This window comes from Mariluticola halotolerans, from assembly GCF_021611515.1.
Classification (GTDB): domain Bacteria; phylum Pseudomonadota; class Alphaproteobacteria; order Rhizobiales; family Devosiaceae; genus Mariluticola; species Mariluticola halotolerans.
On record NZ_CP090960.1, the window covers coordinates 1,138,495 to 1,158,186 of the forward strand.

14 protein-coding genes are annotated in these 19,692 nt (G+C 59.3%); 1 reads left to right on the plus strand and 13 read right to left on the minus strand.

Annotated elements, in window-relative coordinates; genetic code table 11:
- Position 1: 1 nt before the first annotated feature.
- The 6 genes from L1P08_RS05525 to L1P08_RS05550 form a co-directional block, all read right to left on the minus strand.
- On the minus strand, positions 2-1,285 hold the full coding sequence (locus tag L1P08_RS05525; protein WP_303619002.1) for a phosphoadenylyl-sulfate reductase: 1,284 nt from the start codon (positions 1,283-1,285) through the stop codon (positions 2-4).
- Positions 1,272-2,930, minus strand: coding sequence for a nitrite/sulfite reductase (locus L1P08_RS05530; protein ID WP_303619003.1), 1,659 nt, complete (start codon positions 2,928-2,930; stop codon positions 1,272-1,274). The genes L1P08_RS05525 and L1P08_RS05530 overlap by 14 nt, the downstream gene beginning before the upstream one ends.
- Positions 2,917-3,219 (minus strand): DUF2849 domain-containing protein, encoded by a 303-nt coding sequence (locus L1P08_RS05535; RefSeq protein WP_303619004.1) that lies wholly within the window; start codon positions 3,217-3,219, stop codon positions 2,917-2,919. The genes L1P08_RS05530 and L1P08_RS05535 overlap by 14 nt, the downstream gene beginning before the upstream one ends.
- A 5-nt stretch (positions 3,220-3,224) precedes the next feature.
- Positions 3,225-4,625 carry a siroheme synthase CysG gene (cysG, locus tag L1P08_RS05540; RefSeq protein WP_303619005.1) on the minus strand — a complete coding sequence of 467 codons (1,401 nt, stop codon included), beginning with the start codon at positions 4,623-4,625 and terminating at the stop codon, positions 3,225-3,227.
- A 201-nt stretch (positions 4,626-4,826) separates the two neighbouring features.
- A complete protein-coding gene (locus tag L1P08_RS05545) occupies positions 4,827-5,147 on the minus strand; it encodes a 2Fe-2S iron-sulfur cluster-binding protein (protein WP_303619006.1) in 321 nt (106 codons plus the stop codon).
- Positions 5,148-5,295: 148 nt separating this feature from the next.
- Complete coding sequence (locus L1P08_RS05550; protein ID WP_303619007.1) at positions 5,296-5,679, minus strand: Hpt domain-containing protein; 384 nt, start codon at positions 5,677-5,679, stop codon at positions 5,296-5,298.
- A gap of 410 nt (positions 5,680-6,089) precedes the next feature.
- Between L1P08_RS05550 and L1P08_RS05555 the strand changes: the two genes are divergently transcribed.
- A complete protein-coding gene (locus L1P08_RS05555) occupies positions 6,090-10,514 on the plus strand; it encodes an apolipoprotein A-IV repeat region-like domain-containing protein (RefSeq protein WP_303619008.1) in 4,425 nt (1,474 codons plus the stop codon).
- A 90-nt stretch (positions 10,515-10,604) separates the two neighbouring features.
- Here the strand turns inward: L1P08_RS05555 and L1P08_RS05560 are convergent, their stop codons facing one another.
- The 7 genes from L1P08_RS05560 to L1P08_RS05590 form a co-directional block, all read right to left on the minus strand.
- The gene (locus L1P08_RS05560; protein WP_303619009.1) at positions 10,605-11,804 is read right to left on the minus strand and encodes an MFS transporter; all 1,200 of its coding nucleotides are present in this window, start codon (positions 11,802-11,804) and stop codon (positions 10,605-10,607) included.
- A 41-nt stretch (positions 11,805-11,845) separates the two neighbouring features.
- Positions 11,846-13,093 carry an MFS transporter gene (locus tag L1P08_RS05565; protein ID WP_303619010.1) on the minus strand — a complete coding sequence of 416 codons (1,248 nt, stop codon included), beginning with the start codon at positions 13,091-13,093 and terminating at the stop codon, positions 11,846-11,848.
- 83 nt (positions 13,094-13,176) lie between these two features.
- Positions 13,177-14,214 (minus strand): glycosyltransferase family 4 protein, encoded by a 1,038-nt coding sequence (locus L1P08_RS05570; RefSeq protein ID WP_303619011.1) that lies wholly within the window; start codon positions 14,212-14,214, stop codon positions 13,177-13,179.
- Positions 14,207-15,010, minus strand: a complete 804-nt coding sequence (locus L1P08_RS05575; protein WP_303619012.1) for a UDP-2,3-diacylglucosamine diphosphatase — start codon at positions 15,008-15,010, stop codon at positions 14,207-14,209. The genes L1P08_RS05570 and L1P08_RS05575 overlap by 8 nt, the downstream gene beginning before the upstream one ends.
- An 87-nt stretch (positions 15,011-15,097) precedes the next feature.
- The gene (locus L1P08_RS05580; protein WP_303619013.1) at positions 15,098-15,691 is read right to left on the minus strand and encodes a LysE family translocator; all 594 of its coding nucleotides are present in this window, start codon (positions 15,689-15,691) and stop codon (positions 15,098-15,100) included.
- Positions 15,692-15,764: 73 nt separating this feature from the next.
- Positions 15,765-16,877 (minus strand): glycoside hydrolase family 3 protein, encoded by a 1,113-nt coding sequence (locus L1P08_RS05585; protein ID WP_303619014.1) that lies wholly within the window; start codon positions 16,875-16,877, stop codon positions 15,765-15,767.
- Positions 16,846-19,626 (minus strand): EAL domain-containing protein, encoded by a 2,781-nt coding sequence (locus L1P08_RS05590; protein ID WP_303619015.1) that lies wholly within the window; start codon positions 19,624-19,626, stop codon positions 16,846-16,848. Before L1P08_RS05590 ends, L1P08_RS05585 begins: the two co-directional genes overlap by 32 nt.
- Positions 19,627-19,692 lie beyond the last annotated feature (66 nt).

The window sequence follows — 19,692 nt, forward strand, 5'->3', positions numbered from 1 at the left end:
GTTAGGCCGGTTCGGGAACAGGGCGGCGCAGGAAAGGCCGCGTGCCGGCTGGCACCTCGACCGATGCGCCCACGGGCTGCATGAAAAGGGTTACTGCAGCAATGCGGTTTTCTTCAAGGGCCTTCCGTGTCGCAGCGTGGCTGACAACAAGGGCCGTGAAACCACACCGCCACATATGCGGGATCTGGTCATGCAGGACATCGCCGACAGCGCGCAATTCGCCCTTGAAGCCAAAACGCTCAACCAGCAAACGGGCCGAGGAATAGCCCCGCCCGTCAGTGAAGGCGGGAAAAGCGACCGCGATGGAGGCAAAACGCGCAACATCCTCGGCCACGTCTTCCACCTTGTCGCCGGGATTGATCAGGAGACCCAGGGGATGCGGGTTGGCGAGGAATGCCTGGCGGTTTTCAAGAAAGACCGGCAGGGGCACATGCGTATACCGCACGTTTGCAGGCTGGTCATCCTCGGCCCAGGCGCGCCACGGGTCGGCGATGAATTTGCCATCCTTGAAAAGCGTCAACTGGGTTTCAACCATGGGTTTCGCAATCTTGCCGTTGAAATCGAAGTGAATGCCGCACTCGGTCTTGTTGAGACCGCGCCAACGGCCCGAACGCGGATCCTCGCCTTCGGCAACCACTGACGTGCACGGTGCACAGCCGATGGATTTGTACCCCGCATTATAGAGCGGGTGCTCTGGAAGGTTGTGCGCCTTCTTGTAGACTTCGATGTCGTCATTCGTCCAGTAGGCCAGTGGATTGACCTTGATGCGGTCGTCGCTGGTCAGTTCGAAATGCGGCAGCACACCGCGATCCGAGGTCTGGAAGCGCTTGCGCCCGGTAATCCAGCCTCCATAGCCCTCAAGCACGACATTGAGCGGTTCGGTCTTGCGGATATGGCAGCAGCTGTCGGGATCGGTTTCCCACAATTGCCCCGTGGGGTCGAAACGCGCCAGATCGGCAGAATCGGGCGTGATGGCCCGCACATTGGTCAGGCCAAAGCGGGTTTTCAGGGTTTCGACATATTCAAGCGTTTCGGGGAAATGCTTGCCGGTTTCCAGAAACAATACCGGCGCATCTGGGGCCACCTGCCCCAGCATGTGCAGCAGCACAGCCGAATCCGCGCCGAAAGACGACACAACGGCCATATCCTTGGGCGAAATCTCGAATGCCTGGCGAATAACGGACAACGAATCCTGTTCGTCGAACATACCGTTGAGCGAGAGAATACCCAGTTCCCTCAGCCGGTCCGGCTTGTGGGTGGAATGCATCACATCAGCTTGCACCATAAAGTGCCTCCTTGAACGGCGCGTCACCCAGCCGGCGAACAGCTGCAATGAAGCTTTCATCCCGGCTGGTACGGGCGGCCAGATAGGTATCGACCAGTTTTTCAATGGCGCCGGGCACTTCTTCAGCAACAAAGCCGCGTCCCAGAATATTGCCAACTGCCGCATCTTCCGTGGCGTCGCCGCCCAGCGTGATCTGATAGAGTTCGGTGCCCTTCTTCTCCACGCCGAGAATGCCGATATGGCCGACATGGTGATGGCCACAGGCGTTGATGCAGCCCGAAATCTTGATCTTGAGCTCGCCGATTTCCTTTTGCCGTTCCGGCGCGCTGAACTTGCGCGAAATTTCCTGGGCAATCGGGATGGAGCGGGCATTGGCCAGAGCGCAGAAATCCAGCCCCGGGCAGGTAATCATGTCCGAAATCTCGCCGATATTGCCATCGGCCAGATTTGCCCTCACCAGCGCGTCATAGACCAGGCGCAGCTCGCCAATGGCGACATGCGGCAGAACAAGGTTCTGCTCGTGAGTTACGCGCAGTTCGTCGGCGCTGTAGCGCTCGGCGATATCGGCGATGGCGTCCATTTGCGCATCGCTGGCATCACCCGGCGCCCCGCCAATCGGCTTAAGTGACACGGTGACACTGGTATAGCCGATCTGCTTGTGCGGATGGGTGTTGTTCTCGATGAAGCGGGCGAAAGACGGGTCCGTCAAACGGATTGCTTCGAGATCAAACGCTGTCGGGCCGGAATTGGCGAACTGGGGCGGCGCGAAATAGGTGGTGATCCGGTCCAGCTCTTCCTGCGGCAAGGTGAGGACGCCGCCACGAATTTCGGCAAACTCCTGCTCAACCTGCCCCTTGATGACCTCAAGTCCCTCTTCGTGCACCAATATCTTGATGCGGGCCTTGAACTTGTTGTCGCGGCGGCCATAGCGGTTATAGACGCGCAGAATGCTTTCCAGATAGGCCAGCAAATGCTCATGCGGCACAAAGCCGTTGATCAGCTTGGCGACCATGGGCGTGCGGCCAAGGCCACCGCCGACATAGACAGCCCAGCCGATATCGCCATTGGGATTGGTTTGCGCCATAAGCCCGATATCATGGAACTTGATCGCCGCCCGGTCGTTCGGCGAACCGGTAATGGCGATCTTGAACTTGCGCGGCAGATAAGTGAATTCGGGATGGATCGAGGACCATTGCCGGATGATTTCGGCAACCGGGCGCGGATCGAGAATTTCATCAGCGGCGGCACCGGCAAACTGGTCGGTGGTCACGTTGCGAATGCAATTGCCCGAGGTCTGCAATGAATGCATTTCCACCGAGGCCAGTTCGTCAAGAATGAGCGGCACGTCCTTGAGACGCGGCCAGTTGAACTGGATATTCTGCCGGGTGGTGAAATGGCCATAGCCGCGATCATAGGTGCGGGCAATATGGGCCAGCTTGCGCATCTGCTTTGAACTGAGCGTGCCATAAGGCACAGCGATCCGCAGCATATAGGCGTGCAATTGCAGATAAAGCCCGTTCATCAGCCGCAAGGGGCGGAACTGGTCTTCATTGAGTTCGCCGTTCAGCCGGCGGACCACCTGATCCCGGAACTGCTCGACCCGGCCCGCGACAAAAGCCGCGTCGAATTCATCATAACGATACATGACCGTCCTCTCCAAGTTCCTGGCGTTCGGGACCATAAGGGGCCGTTGGGCCTTCAGCGCGAATACGCTCGCGCAAGCGGTTGGGCACGATCTTGCCGTCCACGATCTCGATTTTCTCGATTTCAATGCTGACCAGCCGGCCCGTCGCCTTGGCAGCTTCGATCACCGCGTCGCGTGCCGCATCATCGGAGAATAACCGCGCCTTTTGCAGATCCATCTGCCAACGCCCTGCCCCGTCCACATAGACGGCGGCACCGCTGACCACTTCATTTGCTGTGAGAATTTCCATTGGCCTCATGCAACCCTAACCTGTTGTTCAACGAGCGGCACCGCATCTGCCCAGTCGCCGCGCGACACGGCCTCGCCAATCAGAATAATCGCCGGTCCCTCGACCAGCTCGAATGTGTCCAGCCGCAAATCTTCCAGCGAACCGGCATATAACTGTTTGTCGGCCCGGCCAGCATTGACCACAACGCCGACCGGCGTATTGGCCTCAAGGCCTGCCTTGATCAGCTTGCCGGCAATGTCAGCGGCAATCGACTTGCCCATATAAAGACCAAGGGTGATCCCCTGCCGCGCCAGCGTGACCCAGTGCTGCAGTTCCGCATTATCGGCCCCGTGCGCCGTTGCCACCACAAAGCCGCTGGCGACCTTGCGCAATGTGACCGGGGTGGCGCTGTCGGCAGCAGCGGCGAGCGCTGAGGTGATGCCCGGCACAATGGCATAGGCAATGTCTGCCTTGCGCAGCGCGGCGATTTCCTCGCCAGCACGGCCAAAGATCATGGGATCACCGGATTTCAGCCGGGCGACCTTCTTGCCCTCGCGCGCCAGACGCACCAGCAATGCGTTGATTTGCGCCTGGGTGAAAGAATGATGTCCCTTGGCCTTGCCCACCTTGACCCGTTCCGCATCCCGCCGGCCCATTTCGACCACCGCATCGGGCACCAACTGGTCATGCACGATCACATCGGCCTGTTGCAGAAGGCGCTGGGCGCGCAGGGTCAGCAGATCTTCAGCCCCCGGCCCCGCCCCGATCAGCCAGACAATGCCCGCTTCGTCATCAGCTGCGGCATGGCGGTCAAGCAGGCCAACGGCCTCGCGCCAGGCGTCGGACACGCCCAGATCAAGCGCGCTTTCAACGGCGGGCGAGGTCACCAGTTCCTCATAATAGCGCCGCCGCCGGGGTCCTTCGGGCAATATGGCCGAGACGCGCTCGCGCAAGCTGCCGGCCAGTTTTGCAAGTGGGCCGAGGTTGGGGCTCAACAAGGCTTCGATTTTGGCGCGCACAAGGCGCGCCAGCACCGGGGCATCGCCCTCGGATGAAATGGCAATGGACAGCGGGGCGCGGTCGATAATGGCAGGGGTGAAGAAATCGCACTCATGCGGCACGTCGACCACATTGAGCGGCACACCGGCCTGACGGGCGGCAATCTTGGCGGCGGCGCCATCGGGACCGTGATCGGCCACAAAGACCATCGCCGCCCCCTCAAGATCGAGCACGTCGAATGCGCGGGCAATAAGTGTGACCGGCAAACCGCTGAAATCCACCTCAACCGCACGGGTGACGATGACCACATCGGCGGAGGTTTTGACCGCAAGCCGTGCCTTGTTCAGCGCTTCATCGCCGCCGCCAACAATGACGATGCGCCGATTTTGTACCTTCAAAGACACCGGAAATGTATTGAGAGCGCCCATTGCACACCTTCCAATCAAGATGTGCAAAAATAAGCTAATGGCCTGCCATCAACAAGGCGTTGAAAATCAATCGCTTTTATATTTCCCGTGCCGAGCGCGCCTTAGAAAGCGAACGGTGCACAACGGCATGTGCCAGCGAAATGATTGCGTGATTTGGCATCTGGTTGGAAATTTCACGCCGGTGTTCGCAGTGTCAGGTGCCTAGCCCTGGTTCTCCGGAACGTGCAAAACCAGCCCGTCCAGCTCTTCGCGCACCTTGATCTGGCAGGACAGACGGCTGGAATCGCGCACGTCAAAAGCAAAATCGAGCATGTCTTCTTCCATCACCGAGGGGCCGCCGACCTTTTCGGTCCAGGCGTCATCGACATAGACATGGCATGTGGCGCATGTGCAGGCACCACCGCATTCCGCGACAATCCCCGGCACGCCATTGCGCACAGCCGTTTCCATCACCGTGGAACCGGTTTCCGCCTCGGTTTCGTGCTGGGTGCCGTTCGGTTCAACGAATGTAATTTTTGTCATGGGATATCCAGTGAGGAGCTACACGATGGCATATAGCCATTCAGTCCGTGCGGGGCAAGGCGGCCGCCCCGCGACGCTGCCGCACACCCGCGAACAGCGGTGTTGAACCGCCCTTCCTGTCCGGCGGTCCGTTTGGCGGCCTTGACGATCAGTCTTGCAGCAGTTCGGCGATGAACAGGTGCACTTCCTCAACGGCAAAGCCGATATCGGCCACCGTCTCGTCGGCGACTGCACCGGTATCGCGAAATTCAGCTTCAGCGGCCACGGCCAGCCCGGCGATGCCATTGGCACCAACACCGGCGGAAGCGCCCTTTAGCGAATGCAAAGCCAGCTTGATTTCATCAGGTGACTGGGCGTTGCGAAGACGCAGCAAATAGGTTTTTGCACCCTGATCAAAAATTCTGAGCACCTCATGCTCAAGGCCCCGATCCCCCAGCGTTTGCCGGGCCAGATGCACCAGATCGATTACCCGTTGCCCCGCCGGGCGCTCGATCTGCCCCTCGTGTGAAGGTGCTGAAGCTGTCCGTGCCACTCTCGTTCCCCTACTCATTTACAAAGGACCACTGGTCCTGTGGATAATTCTACGACCAGTTGGGTGAACACGGTCTTAAGCTTGCCAGGGGGTGATTTATCCCCTTCAATCAGCATTAACCGCCTTGCCAAATTAACGGGTTTTTAATAAAGATTAAGCCTGAGGCGGTGCTACTTGTAGAACTGTGAGTACCAGCGCACGGCGGCGCGGGTTGAGGGTCACTTTCGGGGGCAAATTGCAATTCCGGGGTGGCATGGTTGAGAGGCCATGTGGTTTATCGCCATAACTCTATCCTTGCTGCCATCAGGCCAAATTTAGCCTAGGCGAGAGTTGTAAAGAGTATGGCGAATAAATCAGAATCCTCCGCTAATGATCCGGCTGCATTGGCATTCTCTGCGGTTGAAAATGCCTTGAGAGATTCAGTTTTCAGCATTGATGAGCCCGAGCGGGCACCCGGCAAAAGCAAGGCGCCACGCGCCGCTGCCCCTGCGGAACGCTCTCGCGCTGCAGAAAAAATCGCCAATCAGGCCAGCGCTCCGGCGAATGATGACCGGTTCCCCTCTTCCAAACTCATGCAGTCCATGCAGTCGCGCGCCTCGACCGCGCCGATCTGGATTGCACTGCTCGTCTCGGCGATCTGGGTTGCCGCTATCGGCTATATCGGCGCCTTGCGCTTTGGCGACCAGCTGGCACGGCCCAATCAGTGGGGCGTATTCGTTACCACCGCAGACTTTGCCGGCATGCTGGCCATTGCCGCCCTGCCCGTTCTCGGCTTTTTTGCCGTGGCGGTTCTTGCGCGCCGTGCGCAGGACCTGCGCATTGCCGCCGCTTCCATGACCCAGGCCGCTATCCGGCTGGCCGAGCCGGAAACCACAGCCGCCGACAAGGTTGCCTCGGTTGGCCAGGCCGTGCGCCGTGAAGTGAACGCGCTGGGCGACGGGCTGGAACGCGCGCTGTCGCGCGCCGGTGAGCTTGAAGTGATGGTGCACAATGAGGTGACCTCGCTGGAGCGCACCTATTCCGACAATGAAATCCGCTTGCGCAGCCTTATTCAGGAACTTGCCGCACAGCGCGAATCCGTCATCACCAATTCCGACCGTGTGCGTGAGGCGATCATTGAAGCGCATACGCTGATGGTTGAGGATATCGACAAGGCCGGTGCAAAACTGTCCGGCACGATTGTCGACCGTGGCGAGGAAGTGCGGAACACCGTCAATTCCGCGACAGAAACCCTCAACATGGCCTTTGACAGCCGTTCCGAGAAATTTGTGTCGCTTGTGGACAACCGCACCACCGACCTGTTGAGCGCCATGGACACGAGCGCCGAACGGCTCAACACCACATTCGACGACCGCGCGACAATGGTTGAAGACGCCTTTGACAAGCGCACCGGCGCTTTGGCCAATGTGCTTGAAGAGCGGATCAACCTTTTGACCGAGGAACTGGACAGCCGTGCCATCTCCATGGCCCAGTCGATCGACCAGAAGACCTCGACCCTGGCCAATTCGCTGAAAGAAGGCGGCTCGATCATCATTGGCGAGCTGGAAAGCCGTGGCTATGCCATGAACGGCGCGCTGGAAGCGGTTGGCTCGCGCATTGTCAACGATATCGGCAGCCGTGCGGATTCTGCGGAAACCGCTTTGAGCAGCATTGCCGATCGTCTCGACGAGAACATGTCGATCAAGCTCAACGCGCTCGACAGCCGCCTGCAGACGACGCTGCTGGAAATCGGCGGCGCGATGGACGAGACCACCGAGAAGGCCAGCGCCACGCTGACCCAGGCTGGCGTGCAGACCCTGCAGCAGCTTGGTGCCCGTATCGAGGAAGTTTCACTGGTCATCGATTCCCGCCTGCAGGAAGTCGACGGTGTTGTGGGCGACAAGGGCGAACGCATTATCGAAGCGCTCAACAATCACACCAGCCGTTTCTCCTCGAGCGCCAATGTGCTTGAGAACGCGCTGGACGAGAAAACCGCCAAGCTGGAAACCACCCTTACCGACAAGACCGAACGTTTGGGCACGGTGCTGGGCGAGCAGACCGAGCGGATGGGCAATCTGCTGGACCAGAATGCTGAAGCGCTGGAAAACCGGCTGGTTGCACGCACCGAGGGCATGGAAGCAGCCTTCACCGCCAGCACCGGCAAGCTGGAAGAGGTCATCAAGACCCAGTCCACCGAAATCAATGGCGAGATTGCCGCGCGGACAAAAGAATTCGCCGAAAAGCTGGGCACACGCAGCCAGCAGCTTTCCGAGGCGATGAGCACCCGCACCCGCGAATTCGGCGATGTGCTGAGCGATCGCACGCAGAAGCTTTCGGATGTTCTGGAAACCCGGACCAACGAATTTGGCACAACCCTGTCGAGCCGTACCGAAAGCATGGCTGAAGCGCTGGCCAGCGAAACCCAGAAAATGGCGGCACAGATCGAGCAGAGCTCGGGCGCGCTCAGCGAAAATATCAGCAGCCATACCCAGGATATCGCCCAGATCATTGATGCCCAGGGCCAGACGGTTCAGTCCCGTGTCGACGACGCCATGCGCTCGGTTACCGAGACCATGGACAGCCGCGCCAGCCACGTGTCGGCCATCATCACCTCGAAGATTGCCGAGGTGAACGAGAGCATCGGCAACGAGGTCGACAGTGCCGTCAACCGCCTGTCGGACGCAGAATCCGGCGTGACCGCCCGGATCGATTCCGCTGCCGGCAATATTGCCGAGAGCGCAGAACAGGCTGCCGGCCTGATCGAGACCGGTGTCGACAAGGCCCGTCAGTCGATCAAGGATATGGTCGACGAGCGTCTGGGCACCCTGCCCGAGGCCATCACGGCACGCGCCGACATTACGGCAGATCGTCTGTCTGCCCTCAACGAGAGCATTCACTCGACATTGCAGCAGTCAATGTCCGAACTGGAGGCCAGTGCCGACCAGATCGAGGAAACCATTGGATCACGCATTGCCAGCGCATCGCTGACCATTTCCACCGATGTGGAACAGACAGCAGCGCGCATGGATGTGGCCGTGCGCTCCGCCCTTGGCCAGATTCGCGAAGCGTCCAAGCATATCGAAGACCTGGTGGAAGTGCGGGCGCTGGAGACTGCCAACAAGCTCGGCGAAAAGGTCGAGGACATGAACCGGACGCTCAGCGAGCACACGGACAACTTCTCCTCGCTGATCACAACACGGTCCAGCGAGCTGGAAAACGCCCTGCGCAGCCATGGCAATATCCTGCGCGAAGCCTTGACCGAGAATGCCCGCGAATCCGAAGAGATCATGGCGGCTTCCTCGTCGCGCATCCTCACGGACGTCAATGGTGCCCTCAAAAACCTCAACGAAGGCAACCTGCTGCTGCAGCGGGTGCTGGAAACATCAACCAGCAATCTGGCCACGCTGGAAAGCTCGGTTTCGGGCCACACCACGGCCTATGCCGAAACCGTTCGCGATGCCGTCGCCTCGACCGAACAGGCCGGCCAGCTGGTTTCGCGCCATGTCGGCGCCTTGCAGACGACCATCGAGAGCATGGTCAGCGAGTTCGGCAGCATTCTGGGCAATCTCGACACCGAGACAGCCAATATCAACAATGCGGCCGACGCTTTGACCAATGCGGGCAATTTCACCATCGACACGCTGGAAAACCGGCGCGATGCCATGGAAGCCTTGGTGCAGAGCTTTACCGGACGTGCCGACGAAGTGGACGAGCGCATGCGCTCCTTCGCCCAGTCGATCTCGGATACGGTCAACGAAACCGAACGTCGCCTGATCGTGGCGCGCCGGGCCATGGAAGAGGCGCTCAATTCGACCGCCGACACCGTCACCGGGCGGCTTGACGATATCACCCACACCGCCAGCGCACAGGGCCAGCGGGCGGGGGAAGAGGTTCGTCAGATCCAGCAGGCATTGCTGGCTGAAATGCAGAGCGCATTTGAAGCGGCGACCTCACGCTTCACCGAAACCGCTGAAGCCATGCGCCTCACTGCCGGTCAGGTTGGGCATGAACTGGAAGCGACCCGCTCCGAACTGCAGCGCGGTGTGATGGAACTGCCCGAGGAAACCCGGGCCAGCGCCGCCGCCATGCGCCGCGTGGTTGCCGAACAGATCGAGGCGCTCAACGAGCTCAATTCCATCGTTCGTTCGCAGCCGGGCACACATGATGTGAGCAGCCGCCGCCGTCCGCAGCAACAGCAAGCTGCACAGCCGCAGCGTTCCCAGCCGCGTTATGAGCAGCCGCAGGCAGAGCCTGTGCGCCACGAAGAACCGCAGCAGCGGGCGCCCGAACCCCGGCAGGAGCAGGCACGCCGTCCGGCCCCTGCCCGGCAGGTTGCCCCTGAAGTTGAGGACCGTTCAACTGCCGTTGCCGCGCTGATGCGCCCGCAACAGGCTGAACCGGCCCAGCAGCAGCGGGCCCCCGGCACGATGCGTGACGAGGCACCGAATGGCAGCTGGTTGCGTGACGTCCTGCGCAATGCCTCGGCCAAGCAACAGGCGGGTGCGTCCACCCAGCGCAGCTTCAGCCTCAGCAATCTGACGGAAGAAGTTGCCCGGGCCATGGACGAGAATTCGCTTCTGGAAGCCTGGCAGCGCTATCGTTCCGGCGAGTCCAATGTGTTCTCACGCCGCATCTACACGCTGACCGGCCAGGGCACCTATGACGAAGTGCGCAAGAAACTGCAGCGCGATGCCGATTTTGCTGAGACCGCTGCGGCCTATATGGATGAGTTCGAGCAGTTGCTGACCAATGCCGCGGCGGACCCGCGGGCAGCGGTGACGGTACAGGATCACCTGACATCGGATCGCGGCAAGGTTTACACCATGCTCGCCCATGCCAGCGGCCGGTTGAACTAGGCACAACGCCGGGGCACCCTCCCCGGCGCACTGGAATTTAGTACGGGCCGTGGCCCACCTCCAAAGTAGTAGACCGGTGGCCCCGCATGCTTAATCTGCGGGGCCACTTTCCGTTTCAGCGCTGATTGCCCGGATACGCAATGACTGCCAGACGCAGATGGCCGCCAGCACACACACAGCGGCAGCCACCAGAAATGCCTGAGCGTCCATTATCTGCAGCAAATAGCCAAAGCCAATAACGGCGATGACCGACATGGCCTGCTGCACGACCACAGCCATGCTTTGGACTTCGGCCGCCATGTCTTCGCTGGTCCAGTTGGCGATGAAATTGACCATGCCCAGATACCCAAAGCCGAAAGACACACCATGGGTGAGCTGGAGCAGCGCCAATATCCACAAGGGTGGATTAAACGCCATGATGGCCCAGCGCGCCGCACTCACCACAGCGGAAATCAGGATCAAATGACGGGCCGAGAACCGTTTGCCCAGTTTCACAAAGGCAAACATCATCACCGCTTCAGCCAATGCACCAAGCGCCAATAGCGGGCCGATAATGGCTTCGGAATGGCCGGCATTTTTCCACACCAGCGCGGCGAATGTGTTGAACAGCAGAAGTGTGCCCATCACCATGGCAAAGGCAAAAACCGGGAGGGTGAACCAGAGCGTGAAGACCTGACTGACCTTTTTGGCGACCGCCACAACCGGCTGCGGGGTCAGGTGTTCCGGCGCGCGGAAACGGGGCAGCAGCAGGGAGGCGGCGGCACGCAACACGCAGACAAAAACCAGAAACGGCACATAGGCCCCCGGCCCCCAGAACGCGACGACATAGCCTGTGGCCCCCAAAGCCACCATGAAGCCCAGTGTGCCCCAGGCCCGGATACGGGCGAAATCGCTGCCGTTGCGCCGTGTCATGCGCACGGTGGCTGCATCGATAACCGGCGCGATTGCCGCCATGGGCACAACGGCCAGGGTCCAGACAAGCAGAATGCCCCAGAAATCATCGACAAAGAACAGGCCGACAGGCATGAGCCCTGCGAGGAGCGCACCGACGATGATGACGGTACGCCAATCGTCGGCCCGATCCGCCAACCGCCCCACAACCAGGTTGATGGCCAGCATGAGAAAGACCGGCAATGATGAAATGATGCCGATATCGCCGGATGAAATGCCCTTGCCCGACAGCCAGATGGCGAAATAGGCGCCAACCGCCCCGCCACTCATGAAAAAGGTCGCATAGAAGATACCGGCGCGCGTTTCAGGCGACAGCCGCGTGTCAACATTCACATGCATGAAACACACTCCGGAAAACAACAGGCCTCAGGGCCGCGGATTTATGATTTTGACAAGACCTGTTCGCGCATCTCGCGTTTGGGGCTCATCAACATCAGGGAGATCAGCACCAGCGCGCCCCCCAGCGCTGCCACAAAGGCTGCAACATAGAACGCCTGATTACCGATTGTGGCAACCAGAAAGCCGGACCCGGCCATGGCAATCACCGTTGCCACCTGCCTGATCACCACAAACGCGCTTTGGGCCTGAGCCGAGATATTCTCGCTCGTCCAGTTGGCGATGAAATTGACAATGCCCATGTAAGCGAGGGCAAAGCTGCCCAAGTGCAGCAATTGCAGCAGCACATAACCCCAGATGGGCGGTGCCATGGCAAAGCCCAGCCAGCGGACCACGGCGAAAACCGTGGCCAGAAAGATCAGGTGGCGGGCTGAAAAGCGGGTTGCGATGCGGTTGAAATAGAGCATGACGAGTATTTCGCCAGCGGGTGCCACTGCCCAGAGCGGGCCGATAATTGCCGCTGATATCCCCTGTTCGCGCCATAGCAAGGCACCGAAGGTCATTTGCAGCATGTGGCTGCCATGCAGCAAAGAGGCACCAAGCAAAGGCAGGAAAAACCATGGCCGCCATATTTCCTTGAGGCGGGTGGCGACAAGCGGGCTGACGGGCTGAAACTCGGAGAGCGGTTCCAGCTTGGTGCCCGGTTCCGACTGCACCCCTTCATGCGCGCGAAAATAGGGTAATTGCAGGGAGATCAGGCCCCGGAACAGGCTGACAGCCAGAATTATCGTCACGAAAATGGACACCCCGAACTGGTCCAGCAGAACACCCGCTGTCAGCGTCATGCACATAAAGCCGATTGTGCCCCATAACCGGATCGCGCCAAAATTCGCGCCAGTGCGGCGCGCCAGGCGGATGGTGGCGGCATCAGCCACAGGCGCGATGGCCTGAAAGGGCACGATAATCAGCGCCCAGACAATCAAAATGCTCCAAAAGCCCTGCACGAAAAACAGACCAACAGGAATAATGCCGGCGAACAGGGCGCCGAATATGATGACCTGACGCCAGTCACTGGCCTTGTCTGCAATACGCCCGACAACCAGGTTGAGCAAAATCATGACAAAGATCGGCACGGCGTTGATGGTGCCGATCTCAGTCTCCGAAATCCCCTGATCTGCCAGCCAGAGCGGCAAATAGGGATTGGCGACAGCGGGCAGCATATATAGCGAAAAATAGAACAAGGACGTGCGGTGGACGGGTGTCCCCAGCCGCGCCGCGATTGGCAGATTCATTGATTAACGTCCCGGAATTATTCGTATTTCCCGACCAGCATGCGCCTTGACCGACGGTTTTGCAAGGCAGCGCGTATTATCGATCACGCGGCGTGGTGGTGCCGGGCTAACGCGGGCACCAGGGCCGTCTGAAACTGATCGGTGCAATGGGCCCATGTAAAGCGCGCCGCATGGGCGCTGGCAGCGTCACGCGATAGGGCAAGCGCCTTGGCGGTGGCGATGTGCAAATCTTCGTCCATCGCCCCGCAAGCGGGATCGGTCAACACGTCGATGGGCCCGGTCACGGGATAGGCGGCGACAGGTACCCCGCAGGACATGGCCTCGATCATCACATTGCCGAACGTGTCGGTTTTGCTTGGGAACACGAAAACATCGGCACTGCGATAGAGCTCTGTCAGCTCCGCCCCGGTTTTGCGGCCGAGGAAGTGCGCGTCAGGAAACCGTTGCTTCAGCTCCTCAAGCTGCGGACCGTCACCCACCACGATTTTGGACCCGGGGGTTTTGAGTTGCAGAAAAGCGGCAACGTTTTTCTCGACGGCGACACGCCCGACATAAAGCAGGTGCGGCCCCGGCAAATTGGTGAACCGGGTTTTTGGCCCAGGGGAAAACAGCGCCTTGTCCACGCCACGCGACCAGACAGTGAGGTTGTCGAAACCTTTCTGCTGCAACTCCGAGGCGACCGAACGGGTTGGCACCAGGGTGGTGGAAGCGCCTGAATGGAACCAGCGCAAATAGGCGTAGCTCACCTCGGTCGGCATTTCAGCGGGCACAGGGATACGGGCGGCGAGATATTCGGGGAAACGGGTGTGGTAGCTGGTGGTGAACGCCAGCTGCTCACCCTCGCAATGCATGCGGGCCTGAAAGCCGAGCGGGCCTTCGGTGGCGATGTGGATATGGTCGGGGCGGTGCCGGTTGATAAAGTCACCCACGGCACCAATCGGGGCCAGGGCCAGCTGGATTTCGGGATAAGTGGGCATTGGCAGCGTCCAGAACTTGTCTGGCGACAGGAACACTACTTTGAAGCCGCGGCTGCGCAATTCTGAACTCACGGCTTCCAGGCAACGCACAACCCCGTTGGTTTGTGGTTTCCAGGCATCCGTGACGATCAGAACCTTATCCACCAGCCCTCGCCTTCCTCAAGCCTCGGCGCTTCGGCTTTTCCGGAACCGCTTCTGTCCAGCGGATCAACTCGAACGCGCCATCAAAAGTCTCGGCGACAGCGGTGCAACTTTCCACCCAATCGCCGGTGTTGATATAATGTATGCCTAGCCGATCATGCATGTCAGCATGATGAATGTGCCCACATATAACGCCGTCGACGCCAGTTTGTTGCGCCTCGAGTGACAAAGCTTCTTCAAAACGCCCGATCACGCTGACCGCGCCCTTGACCTTTTGCTTGGCCCAGGCGGACAGAGACCAATAGCTGAGGCCCAGCCGGCGGCGGATCCAGTTGATGACGATATTGACGCGGAGGGCAAAATTGTAGGCCCAGTCGCCCACATGAGCGAGCCATTTGGCGTGGCGGACCACGACATCAAACTGATCGCCGTGGATGACCAGATAGGTCAGCCCTTGCGCGCTGGTGTGGATGGTGCGGTCGATGAATTCAATCTCGCCAAAATAGGTGCCGAGATATTCGCGCAGAAATTCGTCATGATTACCCGGCAGGTAGACCACCCGTGTGCCCTTACCCGCCTTGTCGAGCAGCGCCTGGGTGAGTTCATTATACTCAGCCGGCCAGCGCCATGATTTTTGCAAGCGCCATCCGTCAAGGATATCGCCGACCAGATAGATCATTTCCGCATCGTGATTGCGCAGAAAATCAAGCAATCTCTGAACCTGAATGGCGCGCATGCCCAGATGCACGTCCGATATGAACAGCGCCCTGACGCGCCTCACCTCGTTTTTATCTGCCATCAAACGAATCTGTCCTTTCGGTCCCGGCAACCGCGCGGAACATGAAGCCGTTCCACAACGGTTTCGTGACAGTTTACCGGGAACCCGTCAAAGAAGGAACAGCACAACCGCTGCAACCATCAGCAAGGCGAGAATTAGCCCCAGAAACCGTTCCGCACCCGCACGGCGCAGCAAGTTCTGCAACTGCTGGCCGAAAACCATCCAGACCACAGAAGAGAGCGGAGCGATAGCAAGGCAGCCCAAGGTAAGCAATACAATAGAGGTTATTCTGCCGTCGCCGGGGATAACAAAGGCGGCGACGAAGCTGGCGGCCATGGCCCAAGCCTTTGGATTTACCCACTGAAACAGCGCTGCTTCCAGCGTGGTCATGGCGCGTTCGGTTGCGGTTGCCGCGCCGATCTTGAGGCCGAGAAGATGCCAGGCCATCCACAGAAAATAGGCGGCGGCGAGATATTTGAGGATGGTTTTGAGGGCTGGAAACCAGGTGAATACCTCCCCCAGCCCCAGGCCAACTGCAAATACCATAAAGGGAAATCCGAAAATGATGCCCAAAGCATGCGGCACTGTGCGGCGCACGCCGAACTTGGCCGATGAGGTCAACAGCATCAGATTATTCGGCCCGGGCGTGAAATATGAAGGTATTGCTAAAAGCAGAAAACCAAGAATCAACGTCGTGTCCATTTCGACACCCCATTTTAGGTCAGCATTGCTGACCATTTATCATTTGAAAATGAATCGAACAAGAAGATTTTTTCTATCCGCCAAGCTGTTGTTTTAGCTCTATAATCCGGTCGTAACTCTCGACAATGCGTGCCTTGAAAGCGGCATCCCGTCCGGCCTCTTCGATCAAGATATTCCGCACCTCTTCAGCCAGTCCGATTCGATATTGAACAGTATTGGAGAAAAGCAGGATATCTGTACCCGCTTTTACGGCCCGCACAATCGCTGCGCGAAAGCCGAAATGTTCGCGGATGGCCGACATTTCCAGATCATCGCTGATGACCACGCCGTCAAAACCGAGCTGGTTGCGCAAGACGCCGGTGATCCATGTGCGGGAAAGACTGGCGGGCGGCTGCGCCTCGGTATCGACAGCGAATTTCTGGTGAAACAGGTGCCCCACCATGACCATGTCGGCAAGGCCGTTCCTGATCAGGGTCCGATAGGGTTCGAGTTCATCGGCCTGCCAGCTTTTGGTGATATCGACGAAACCCGCATGGCTATCCTGACGCGATGAGCCGTGGCCGGGGAAATGTTTGAGGACGGTGAGCATCCGTTCGCGATGATGGGCTGCAACAAACGCGCCCGCATAGGCTGCCACGCGCGTCGCATCGCGCCCATAGGCGCGGCCATAGCGCGCAATGATGGGGTTGTCCGGATTGACGTTGAGATCAACGACGGGGCCGAAGTTCAGATTGAAACCCAGCGCTGAAAGCCCCTCGGCCATCGTCTGGTAGACCTCACCTGCGCCCTTGGGAGATTGTGCAGCGGCTATCCTGGCGGCCGAGGGAATTTCAGTAAAGCCAACATCGCCGGTCAGCCGCTCGATGCTGCCGCCTTCCTGATCAAGCGCGATAAAGGGTGGCAAATCCGGGGAAGCTGCGGTGAAAGCGGCGTTCATCGCCGTGACGGCGGCAAGGCTTTGCACATTGAACTTGAGATACATGACGCCGCCGACGCCGCCATTGGCGATGATATCGGTCAGCGCCCTCACAGAGGCGTCCGAGGCTGAATTGCCGCTAAAGCCAACCATGATCATCTGGCCGGCCATTTGTTCCAGCGTCGCCGCTTTCAGCGGCAGCACACTCAAGGCCAGCAATGCGGGAACCAGCCAGAAGCTAGCGCGCGACAACCGTTTTGGCGTTCGCATCACGGTGCTGCATGCGCGCGACAATGTCGCTACCAGCCATTGGCTTGCCGAAATAATACCCCTGCCCGATATGACATCCCGCCAATTTGAGCATCCATGCCTGATCTGCATCCTCAATCCCCTCTGCAACCACTTTCTTGCCAAGAGACTCGGACAAAGTCATGACCGCACGCACGATTGCTGCCGCGTGCTGATCTTCAGGCAAGCCACGGACGAAAGCCTGATCGATCTTGATCTTGTCGATCGGCAATTGTCCCAGATAGCTGAGCGACGAAAAGCCGGTCCCGAAATCGTCCAGTGCGACGCCGACGCCCAAAGCCTTGATTTCTTCGAGCTTGCGGGTAACCCGTTCCGGATTGGCAATGAACAGGCCTTCGGTGATTTCCACATCGAGCTGGGCCGGTGACAGGCCGGACAGCTCGAGCGCGTTCTTTATATCCTCGACGACGTCCCCGAACTCGAACTGCATGGGCGAGACATTGACCGCCAGCTTGACCTGCCGGGGCCATGAGGCGGCTTCCTTGCAGGCGGCGATCAGCACCCAACGTCCCAGATCAAGGATCAAGCCTGTTTCCTCGGCCACGGGAATAAACTTGGCCGGCGAGACCAGACCAAGTGTGGGGTGGTTCCAGCGCACCAGCGCCTCAACACCGACCATTGACTGGTCTTCGAGCAGCACCTGCGGCTGATAGAGAACGAAAAACTGGTCCTCGGCAATCGCTTGACGCAGCGCGCTTTCCATTTCGCGCAGTTCATTGAGCCGCGCATCCATCTCCCGGCTATAAACAGCATAACCATTGACCGGCGAGGCCTTGGCGGCCGACAGCGCCATATCGGCGTGGGAAATCAACATATCGGGATCATAGCCGGAATCGTCGGTGGTGGTGACGCCGATCTGGGCCCCGATCATCGCCTTGCGGTCTCCGAGGCGATAATCAGCCGACACAGAATGCAGAACCTGGTTACAGAACCTATCCAGTTCAGGGCCATCGAGAATGCCGGCGCGGGCGGCGGCAAAGCTGTCGCCGCCAAGCCGGGCCACACAGTCCACATCGCAGCCCTTGAAGCGCTCCACCACCTGGCGCAGCAATTCGTCACCGCTGGCATGCCCCATTGTGTCGTTGATGATCTTGAAGCGCGACAGGTCCAGCATGATCACCGTCATGCCGACCAATTGCCCATCCTCGGATTGCATGGCGCTGTTGATCAGTTCGGAGAATTTCGTGCGTGAGAGCGCACCGGTCAGCGGGTCATGCGCTGCCAGGTAAGTCAGCCGCGTCTCGGTTGCGCGCCGGTCGGTGATATCGCGGAACGTGAGGCAGGCGACGGCATTGCCCTGCTCCTGCGCGTCCCGGCCCTGCTCCGCGTCCACGCGCGACAGGGTGATGACATATTCGACAACTCTTTTTGCGCCCGTGCGGTCGACAATTGTGGCTTCATGCGGCTCGGGTGCCTGAACGACATCGTCCTGCAATTGCAGGGCGACCTTGACCTCGGTGGCGAGTACCGGCGGCAGAATTTTCGTCATATCTGCCCCGATGGTGGTTTGCCCATCGGTCAGACCGAGTATTTCATCGGCGAACCGGCTTGCCGTCAGCACGGTGCCATCGCCAGCAATCACCAATACACCGTCGAAATTATCGGCAATCACCCGATTGAGAATACGCTGGGTCACATCGCGCTCGCGGCGGGTTTTGCCCAGCAGAAAACGGCGCAGGTTGAGCTCGCGGGAAAGACCGGCCAAAGCGAGGGCCGCAAAGACAATATGGCCGGCTGTTGTGTCGATGGTGATGGCAGAACCCGCCTGCAGGATGACCGCAATCAGTTCGGACCCCACCCCCAGCAACGCCACCACACCAACGGCCGCCGCCAGACCGAATTTCCACCGGCAGAGCAGGAAGCCGATCGCGATAAACAGGGCAAGCGTTGCCCCATTAAGGGCGCTGCCACTGATCAGGGCACGGTTTTGTTTTAGCGTTTCCGCCGCGAGGACCTGGAGCATGGCACCGGGCAAAATGCCGTAGCGCGGGACCGTGAAATTATCGCGCAGTTCGAGCGCGCTGGCACCGACAACCACCTGTTTGCCAGCTATCGCTGCAGCGGGAACACGCTCTTCAAGAATATCGACAACCGAGATCACGTTGACCGTTTCCGGATCGATGCCGAAATCGATTGCGAATTCCCCGTCTGCGGCGGGGGTATCGCTCAACATCCCGGCCAGCGAGGGATAAAGCGTGTCGCCGACCCGAATACCATAGGGATAGCGGCGGAGCACGCCATCGGCACTGGTGCGCACATTGACCGCAACGACACCCGCTTCGGCGGCGAAGCGGGGCAAAGGCTCGGTAAATTCAAGTTCGTCTGATCTGGCTGATTTTTGCTGCGCAAACCCTGCAAGGCTGACAAAGCCGCCCGCATTGACCAGGGCTGCTTCCATCAGCGCATCATCGCGCTCGTTCGAGGCGGCACTGAAATCGACATCGAAAACAATATCCGAGACATCTAGATCAAGGAGTTTATCGATCAGCTCGGCATGCACGTGGCGTGGCCACGGCCACACACCAACGGACGCCAGACTTTTCGGATCGATCGCCACGAATACAATATTGCCGGTTGCCGGGCGTGTCGCCACGCCGAAGCGAAAGCTTTTCAGCGCGTTGTCCAAAGGTTCAAACGCGCCGGATATGCTGCAAAGAAGAACCAGCAGCACGATAAACAGATCGAGAAATTGGCGTTTGATATTTTGCAAGCGTCTATCCGAAACGAGCGGCCCAGGAACCCGATCAATAGCAATCACCATATCCGCATGGATCGC